Annotated in this window: 9 protein-coding genes and 1 pseudogene; 6 read left to right on the top strand and 4 right to left on the bottom strand. The window is 70.7% G+C overall.

What is annotated here, in order from left to right:
• Positions 1 to 154: pseudogene (locus G3I40_RS47750) on the bottom strand (2-phospho-L-lactate guanylyltransferase); the annotation flags it as partial.
• Positions 155 to 338: 184 nt separating this feature from the next.
• Between G3I40_RS47750 and G3I40_RS41005 the strand changes: the two are divergent.
• The 3 genes from G3I40_RS41005 (at position 339) to G3I40_RS40995 (ending at position 3,376) form a co-directional block, all read left to right on the top strand.
• Positions 339 to 1,118: a lysophospholipid acyltransferase family protein gene (locus G3I40_RS41005; RefSeq protein ID WP_164559895.1), complete on the top strand. Its 780-nt coding sequence runs from the start codon at positions 339 to 341 to the stop codon at positions 1,116 to 1,118.
• The gene (locus tag G3I40_RS41000; protein ID WP_164559894.1) at positions 1,115 to 2,125 is read left to right on the top strand and encodes an NAD(P)H-dependent glycerol-3-phosphate dehydrogenase; all 1,011 of its coding nucleotides are present in this window, start codon (positions 1,115 to 1,117) and stop codon (positions 2,123 to 2,125) included. The genes G3I40_RS41005 and G3I40_RS41000 overlap by 4 nt, the downstream gene beginning before the upstream one ends.
• Positions 2,126 to 2,194: 69 nt before the next feature.
• Entirely contained in the window at positions 2,195 to 3,376 is a 1,182-nt protein-coding gene (locus G3I40_RS40995) for a D-alanine--D-alanine ligase family protein (protein WP_164559893.1), read from the top strand.
• A gap of 246 nt (positions 3,377 to 3,622) precedes the next feature.
• On the opposite strand, the gene G3I40_RS40990 is transcribed toward G3I40_RS40995, so the two are convergent.
• Positions 3,623 to 4,144, bottom strand: a complete 522-nt coding sequence (locus G3I40_RS40990; protein ID WP_164559892.1) for a DUF3515 domain-containing protein — start codon at positions 4,142 to 4,144, stop codon at positions 3,623 to 3,625.
• Between the two features lie 20 nt (positions 4,145 to 4,164).
• Positions 4,165 to 4,398 (bottom strand): Lrp/AsnC ligand binding domain-containing protein, encoded by a 234-nt coding sequence (locus G3I40_RS40985; protein ID WP_016642988.1) that lies wholly within the window; start codon positions 4,396 to 4,398, stop codon positions 4,165 to 4,167.
• 244 nt (positions 4,399 to 4,642) lie between these two features.
• Here G3I40_RS40985 and G3I40_RS40980 point away from each other — a divergent pair, with 244 nt between their 5' ends.
• Both G3I40_RS40980 and thiD read left to right on the top strand, forming a co-directional pair.
• Positions 4,643 to 5,626 (top strand): thiamine-phosphate kinase, encoded by a 984-nt coding sequence (locus tag G3I40_RS40980; RefSeq protein WP_164559891.1) that lies wholly within the window; start codon positions 4,643 to 4,645, stop codon positions 5,624 to 5,626.
• 125 nt (positions 5,627 to 5,751) lie between these two features.
• A complete protein-coding gene (gene thiD, locus G3I40_RS40975) occupies positions 5,752 to 6,666 on the top strand; it encodes a bifunctional hydroxymethylpyrimidine kinase/phosphomethylpyrimidine kinase (protein ID WP_164559896.1) in 915 nt (304 codons plus the stop codon).
• 287 nt (positions 6,667 to 6,953) lie between these two features.
• On the opposite strand, the gene rpmB is transcribed toward thiD, so the two are convergent.
• Entirely contained in the window at positions 6,954 to 7,139 is a 186-nt protein-coding gene (rpmB, locus tag G3I40_RS40970; protein ID WP_003957616.1) for a 50S ribosomal protein L28, read from the bottom strand.
• A gap of 261 nt (positions 7,140 to 7,400) precedes the next feature.
• Between rpmB and G3I40_RS40965 the strand changes: the two genes are divergently transcribed.
• Positions 7,401 to 8,465, top strand: a 1,065-nt coding sequence (locus G3I40_RS40965; RefSeq protein ID WP_164559890.1) for a DAK2 domain-containing protein, incomplete at its 3' end; no start/stop codon positions are given.

Genomic DNA, 8,465 nt, shown 5'->3' with positions numbered 1-8,465 from the left:
CCACATCACGCACCGCCGCGCAGGCCCGCGCGGCCGCCACGGTGTCCTGTGCGAACGCCAGCGCCAGGCCCGGGCGCAGCCCCCCGGCCGCGGGCGCGAGCCTGCTCTTGGCCCGCACCAGCGGTTTCAGCGGTATCACCAGGGTCCACTGCACGCGCCTATTGTGACCTGAGCATGAGGTGCGGCCGTGCCCAAGGGGGAGGGACGCGAAGCTCCGTACAGGGGCGGTGGCGGAAGACGGGCGGGCGTACGGTGTTCTCGACAGACCGGTGGCCTGGGGCGACACTTGTGCGGCCCCGGCAGGTGCCACCTGCCAGGTCCTAGAGGAAGGTGTCCGAGTGTCCCGCCGCAGAATCGGCTTCTGGTACCGCTTCGCAGCGGTCCTCTGCAAACCGCCGCTGGTGGTTCTGTTCAAGCGGGACTGGCGCGGAATGGAGAACATTCCGGCCGACGGCGGATTTATCACCGCGGTGAACCATAATTCGCATCTGGACCCGTTCCTCTACGCCCACTTTCAGTACAACAGCGGACGAGTGCCCCGTTTCCTGGCCAAGCACGGCCTCTTCAGGAAGGGCTTCGTCGGCGCCGCGATGCGCGGCACCGGGCAGATTCCCGTCTATCGCGAGTCCACGAACGCGCTGAGTGCGTTCCGCGCCGCGATCGACGCCGTGGAGCGCGGCGAGTGCGTCGCCTTCTATCCGGAAGGAACGCTCACCCGGGATCCGCAACTGTGGCCCATGACGGGTAAGACCGGAGTCGCACGCGTCGCCCTGCAGACGAAGTGCCCGGTCATTCCCGTGGGCCAGTGGGGCGCCACGGATGCGCTCGCGCCCTATGCGAAGAAGCCGAATTTCTTTCCGCGCAAGACGCACCACGTCCTCGCCGGTGAGCCCGTCGACCTGTCGCGTTTCTACGACAAGGAGATGACACCGGAACTCTTGAAGGAGGTGACGGAGGTCATCATGACCGACATCACCGCGCTCGTGGGGGAACTGCGCGGCGAGGAGCCTCCGCGCAAGCGGTACGACCCGCGCGAGGCCCGCATCGAGCAGCGCCGCAAGTCGCAGGCGCAGGGCGGCAGTTCGGCAACCGCCGGTACCTCGGAGGAGAGCAAGTGACGCGCCCCGTGAAGGCCGCCGTCTTCGGGACCGGCTCGTGGGGCACCGCCTTCGGCATGGTGCTCGCGGACGCGGGCTGCGACGTGACGCTGTGGGCCCGGCGCCCCGAGGTGGCCGAAGCCGTCAACTCCACGCGGGAGAACCCCGGTTACCTGCCCGGCGTCGAGCTCCCGGCGAACATGCGGGCCACCACCGACCCGGCCGAGGCTGCCGCCGACGCGGACTTCACCGTGCTCACGGTGCCGTCCCAGACGCTGCGCGGCAACCTCGCCGAGTGGCGGTCGCTGCTCGCGCCCGACACCGTCCTGGTCTCGCTGGTGAAGGGCGTCGAGCTCGGTTCGGCGATGCGGATGAGCGAGGTCATCGAGGACGTCACGAAGGTCGGCGAGGACCGCATCGCGATCGTCACCGGTCCGAACCTCGCGCGCGAGATCGCGGCCCGCCAGCCCGCCGCCGCGGTCGTCGCCTGCCGCGACGAGGCCGTCGCCCAGCGGCTCCAAGTCGCCTGCCACACCCCGTACTTCAGGCCGTACACGAACACCGACGTGGTGGGCTGCGAGCTCGGCGGCGCCGTCAAGAACGTCATCGGGCTGGCCGTCGGCATCGCGGACGGCATGGGCCTGGGCGACAACACCAAGGGCTCGCTCATCACGCGCGGCCTCGCGGAGACGACGCGGCTCGGCCTCGCCATGGGCGCCGACCCGATGACCTTCTCCGGGCTCGCGGGCCTGGGCGACCTGGTGGCCACCTGCTCGTCCCCGCTCTCGCGCAACCACACCTTCGGCACCAACCTCGGCAGGGGCATGACCCTTGCGGAGACGATCGCGGTCACCAAGCAGACCGCCGAGGGCGTCAAGTCCTGCGAGTCCGTCCTCGAGCTGGCCCGCCGCCACGGTGTCGACATGCCGATCACGGAGACCGTCGTCGGCATCGTCCACGAGGGGAAGCCGCCGGTCGTCGCCGTCAAGGAGCTGATGTCGCGCTCCGCCAAGCCCGAGCGACGCTGAGCGACGGCGGCACGACAGGGCTCTGCGGGCGCTGACTCTCGTACTACCAACAGGTACGCTCAACGCGATATGAGCAGCGAGAACCTTCCCCAGAGCCCTGCGCCCGCCCCGTCGTCGGGCGCTTCGTCGAACGGGCAGAAGCCGCGTGTGGCCGTCGTCTTCGGCGGACGCAGCTCCGAGCACGGCGTCTCCGTCGTCACCGCCGGCGCCGTCCTTCGCGCCATCGACCGCTCCAAGTACGACGTGCTGCCCATCGGCATCACGCGCGAGGGGCGCTGGGCGCTGACGTCGGACGATCCCGAGCGGATGGCCATCAGCGACCGCAAGGTGCCGGACGTGGCCGATCTCGCCGAATCGCTCGAGGGCGGCGTGGTGCTCCCCGTGGACCCGGCATCGCGCGAGGTCGTCTACAACGAGCCGGGCTCCGTGCCCAAGGCCCTCGGTGACGTGGACGTCGTCTTCCCGGTGCTGCACGGCCCGTACGGTGAGGACGGCACGATCCAGGGGCTCCTGGACCTGTCCGGGACGCCCTACGTCGGCTGCGGTGTGCTCTCCTCGGCCGTCGGCCAGGACAAGGAGTACATGAAGCGGATCTTCACGTCCTTCGGGCTGAAGGTCGGGCCGTACCTCGTCGTCCGGCCGCGCGAGTGGGAGCGCGAGCGGGACGGTGCGCGCCGGCGCATCGCCGACTTCGTGGGCGAGCACGGCTGGCCGCTCTTCATCAAGCCCGCCCGCGCCGGTTCGTCGATCGGCATCACGAAGGTGGACTCCTTCGAAGGGCTCGACGAGGCCATGGAGACCGCGCGCGCCCACGACCCGAAGGTCATCGTCGAGGCGGCGATCGTCGGGCGCGAGATCGAGTGCGGTGTGCTCGAGTTCGAGGACGGGCCGCGTGCCTCTCTGCCGGCCGAGATCCCGCCGGTCCAGGCCCATGACTTCTACGACTTCGAGGCCAAGTACATCGACTCCGCCGCCGGGATCGTGCCCGCGCCGCTCACCGCGGAGCAGACGGCCGAGGTGCAGCGGCTGGCCGTCGAGGCCTTCGACGCCGTGTCCTGCGAAGGGATCGTGCGGGCGGACTTCTTCCTCGCGGAGGACGGCGAGTTCGTGATCAACGAGATCAACACGCTGCCGGGCTTCACGCCGATCTCCATGTACCCGCGGATGTGGCAGGAGAGCGGGGTCAGCTACCCGGAACTGGTCGACAGCCTGCTGCAGGCCGCGCTGCGCAGGTCCACGGGGCTGCGCTAGCACCGCACTTGGGCGGCGTCGCAGGTCGGAGGTGACCGGGCGCCGGCCCCGAGGCGAGTGATCGGACGCCTGCCGACGGACATCATCAGGCGTCTGCCGACGGGACACCAGGTGACGGTCGGCAAGCGGCCGGGCAATGGTCGGCAAGCGGTCAGCGGTCAGCGGACGGCGTGCACGCGGTCAGAAGATGGCCCGCACGCGCTCAGAAGATGGCGTCCACGCGGTCAGGCGACGGTCGGCGCGCGGTCAGGAGGCGATTCCCTTGGGGATCGCCTTCTTCACTGCCGGAGCCAGGTCGACGAGAGCCCCCGAACTGTCCCGTCCCTTCTCCGCGCTCACCTCGACGTACGCCTCGCGATTGGCAGTGGTGAACCGGTACGCCCCGTCGTCCTGCTTCTCCATCAGCCAGTCCACCCCGTTCACGCCACCGGCGACGGCGTCGGGGTCGCTGCCCTCGGCCACCTTGGGGTCGATCATCTTGGGGGGCTGCGGGACACCGCAGCGCAGTATGATCGCGTTGCCTCCCCAGCCGGCGGTCAGCTTCGATGCCGGCTCGGGGTCCTTGCGACTGAGGCCGTCCACCTTCGACGGCAGTACCTTGTCCAGGTCCTGGCACAGCTTCGTGACCGTCGTGCCCGGACTGGGAACCGCAGCCGACGCAACTCCGTCTGCTGAGGAACAGCCCGCGACAGCGGCCAGCAGGAACAGTGCGGGCGCCCCGACGGCGAGGCGACGGGCACGGCGGAGCCGGGGACGAAAAGAGTTCACCGGCACAGGGTAGACGGGGGCTACAAGTGGACGACCGGGCAGGTCAGGGTGCGTGTGATGCCGTCCACCTGCTGGACCTTGGCGACCACCATGCGACCCAGCTCGTCGACCGTGTCGGCCTGCGCGCGCACGATCACGTCGTAGGGGCCGGTGACGTCCTCGGCCTGGATCACTCCTGGAATCTTTCCGATCAGCTCGGCGACTGTCGACGCCTTGCCAACTTCGGTCTGGATCAGGATGTACGCCTGTACCACGGAACCTCCAGGGCGGCCACGAGGATCATGTGGGGGGAAGGGACGCCACGGTATCGCGTCGCCGCTCGTCGCGGGGAGACCCGGGGTGGCTGTGGCGTACTCGCCGCGTGTACGGCGACCGCGCAAGGGATCGTAGGGGCAGGCCCATGAGGGAAGCGGAGGGCAGGCCCGTGACAGCAACCGTACCCATGACAGAGACGGTCCGCGACCGCAAGCAGGCCGCGGCAGAAGGGGTAGTACGCGCATGAAGGGCACCGTCGGCGAGCTGGGGGAGTTCGGACTCATCCGAGAGCTGACCTCACGGCTCACCACCACCCCGGCCGTACGGATCGGCCCCGGCGACGACGCCGCCGTGGTCGCGGCACCGGACCGCCGGGTCGTCGCCAGCACGGACGTCCTGCTGGAGAACCGGCATTTCCGGCGCGACTGGTCCACGGCGTACGACGTCGGCCGCAAGGCCGCCGCCCAGAACCTGGCCGACATCGCCGCCATGGGCGCCGTGCCGACGGCCCTGCTGCTGGGCCTCGTGGTGCCCGCGGAACTCCCCGCCTCCTGGCCCTCGGAGCTGATGGACGGATTGCGCGACGAGTGCCAGGTGGCCGGTGCCGCGGTGGTCGGCGGTGACGTCGTCCGCGGCGACACCATCACGATCGCGATCACCGCGCTCGGCGATCTGCGCAACCGCGAGCCGGTGACCCGGGGCGGCGCGCAGCCCGGCGACGTCGTGGCCGTGACGGGCTGGCTGGGCTGGTCCGCGGCCGGGTACGCCGTGCTCTCCCGTGGTTTCCGCTCGCCGCGCGCCTTCGTGGAGGCGCACCGCCGCCCCGAGCCGCCGTACCACGCGGGCCCTGCCGCCGCCGGGCTCGGCGCGACCGCCATGTGCGACGTGAGCGACGGGCTCATCGCCGACCTGGGCCACATCGCCGAGGCCAGCAAGGTCCGCATCGACATCAAGTCCGGCGAGGTGGACGTGCCGTCGCAGATGAACGACATCGGCCAGGCCGTCGGCGTCGACCCGCTGCAGTGGGTGCTGACCGGGGGAGAGGACCACGCCATCGTGGCCACCTTCCCGCCGGACGTGAAGCTGCCCGCACGCTGGAAGGTGATCGGCGAGGTGCTGAACCCCTCGGCCCTGCCGCAGGTCACGGTGGACGGCGCGCCCTGGACCAGCAAGGGCGGCTGGGATCACTTCGGGGACGACTTCCCCGGTGGGGAGATCGAGTCGTGAGCACCTCCAGCACCTCCAGCGCCTCCAGCACGTCCAGCACGTCCAGCACCTCCAGCACCTCCAGCACCTCCAGCACCTCCAGCACCGACGGTTCCACCGGCACCGCCCGGTCCGCGCCCGTCCGTGTGCTGACCGTCGCCGGGTCCGACTCCGGTGGCGGGGCCGGGATCCAGGCCGACCTGAAGACCATGCTCGCGTTGGGCACCCACGGCATGAGCGTCGTCACGGCCGTCACCGCCCAAAACTCCCTCGGCGTGCAGGGCGCCTGGGAGCTGCCGGCGGAGGCGGTGCGCGCCCAGTACCGCAGTGTCGTCGACGACATCGGGGTGCAGGCCGTCAAGACGGGGATGCTCGCGTCGCCCGAACTCGTGGAGTGCGTGGCCGAGTTGCTCGCCGGTACCGAGGCTCCCGTCGTGGTCGACCCGGTGGGGGTGTCCAAGCACGGGGACTCGCTGCTCGCTGCCTCGGCCCTGGACTCCGTCCGCACGAAGCTGCTTCCCACCGCCACCGTGGCGACCCCGAACCTCGACGAGGTGGCCCAACTCACGGGTGTGCAGGTCGAGACGGAGGACGGCATGCGGCGCGCCGCTGCGGCCGTGCTCGCGTTCGGGCCGCGCTGGGTGGTCATCAAGGGCGGCCATCTTCGCGCCGACGAGGGGCATCTGCGCGACGGCTCAGGTGCGGGTGCGAGTTCGGATTCGAGTGGGGGTTCAGGTTCGGATTCGGGTGCGGGGGGTGCCGTTCCCGGGGGTTCCGCCGAAGCGGTGGATCTGCTCACGGACGGGACCGAGGAGCACTGGCTGCGTGCCCCGCGCCACGACAACCGTCACACGCACGGCACCGGCTGCACCCTCGCCTCCGCCATCGCGGCGCACCTGGCGAAGGGGCAGTCCGTGCCCGAGGCCGTCCGTGCGGCCAAGGAGTACGTGACCGGGGCGATCGCCGCCGGGTTCGCGCTCGGCGGTGGCATCGGGCCCGTGGATCACGGCTGGAGGTTCCGGGCGACCGCGGAGAGCGATTCGCCCCCGACCAGGCCATAGGCCGTAGTCCTTCGACCTCAGATCGCCCGCGCGGTGGTCATGCGCTCACCCGCCACGGACGCGGGCCGGGACCAGTGCCGTACCGGTGCCTATATCGCCCGTCGGGGAGTCGGGGAAACCGCATGCGCAGAGTCTGGCAGTCGCCACTGACAGTCGTGCCTGAGCAGCCGGATCTCCCGAGCGGCCGGGCCCTGCGGGTCGGATCCTGTCCGGACAGACGAAGAAGCCGGCCCCCGAGGGGACCGGCTTCTTCAAGCAACCAGCGAGGTGGCCGCGCTACGCATACGTCAGCGCGAGACCTTGCCGGCCTTGATGCACGAGGTGCAGACGTTGAGCCGCTTCGGCGTCCGACCGACCACTGCACGCACACGCTGGATGTTCGGGTTCCAGCGACGGGACGTACGGCGGTGCGAGTGCGAAATGTTGTTGCCGAAGCCCGGCCCCTTGCCGCAGACGTCGCAGTTGGCAGCCACGGGTCACTCCAAAGACTTCAGATGCACTTACGGTTGATCCCGGCATGCCGGGATCAAGATCGGAGGATCTGAGTGGCGGTGCCAGGGGGAGGCCCGATGGATATCGGGCAACCGGAGCAGCATACAACGGCTGCTTCGGTACAACGAAACTACCATGGCTGCCCGGGCTGCTGCCCTGGTCCCCGGACCGGGCCCCTTTCCTGACGGCCTCCTTGCGGGGTCTACTCTGCGAGGCCAGTCCAGCCGCTCAAGGAGGCGTAGGTGCCGCATCTGCTCGACGTCGTCGCGGTGCGCGCCTGGTGTTCCCTCGCCCTGGAGGCGCTCGGCCGCGACCGGGCGGAGATCGACGCGATCAACGTGTATCCCGTGGCGGACGGGGACACCGGCACCAACCTGTACCTGACCGTCGAGTCCGCGCATCAGGCCGTCGAGGCGGTCTTCGCGGGGCTCGGGGCCGGCCGCGAGCCGGTCGCGCCCACGCTCCCGGAAGTGATGCGTGCCATGGCGCACGGCGCGCTCATCGGCGCCCGTGGCAACTCCGGGACGATCCTCGCCCAGCTCCTGAGGGGCATGGCGCAGGTGCTCGCCGACGGCGACAGTCGTGACGGAGATCACTCCGCCGGAGCCGATGCGGGCACCTTGCGACTGGCACTGCGCCGGGCCGCCGAGTCCGCGCGCGAAGCCGTCGCCCGCCCCGTGGAGGGCACCATCCTGACCGTCGCGGCCTCGGCAGCGGAAGCGGCGTCGGCCGTGGACGGCGACTGCGCGACCGTGGTCCATGCCGCCTACGAAGGCGCGTGCGCGGCGCTCGACGCGACGCCGGGACAGCTCGCCGTGCTGAGCAGCGCCGGCGTCGTGGACGCGGGAGGGCGGGGACTCGTCGCCGTGCTCGGGGCGCTGAGCGAAGCCGTATCCGGAGAGAGCGCGCCGCTACGTAGGCGCCAGAACGGTGCCCGCGCGCGCGTGGAGGGCGAAACCACCCTCGAATGCCCCGAAGAGCCCGATGCCGTCGGGCCCGCCTTCGAGGTCATCTACCTTCTCGAGGCCGACGACCGGGCCGTGCAGCGGCTGCGGACCAGGCTGGACACCCTCGGGGACTCCCTGGTCGTCGTGGGCGGCGACGGTCTGTGGAACGTCCACGTGCATGTCGACGACGCGGGCGCGGCCGTGGAGGCCGGCGTCGAGGCCGGATGCCCGTACCGCATCCGCATCACCCACTTCGCGCTCGGCGACGCACACACGGCCCGTTCCTCGGCGCCGCCGCGCGAGCGGGCGCAGCGGGCCGTCGTGGCCGTGGTTCCGGGCGACGGCCTCGCGGACCTCTAC

This window comes from Streptomyces sp. SID14478, assembly GCF_010548525.1.
Taxonomy (GTDB): Bacteria; Actinomycetota; Actinomycetes; order Streptomycetales; family Streptomycetaceae; genus Streptomyces.
The sequence above is the reverse complement of the archived record's forward strand: the minus strand, read 5'-3'. Positions and strand labels throughout refer to the sequence as shown.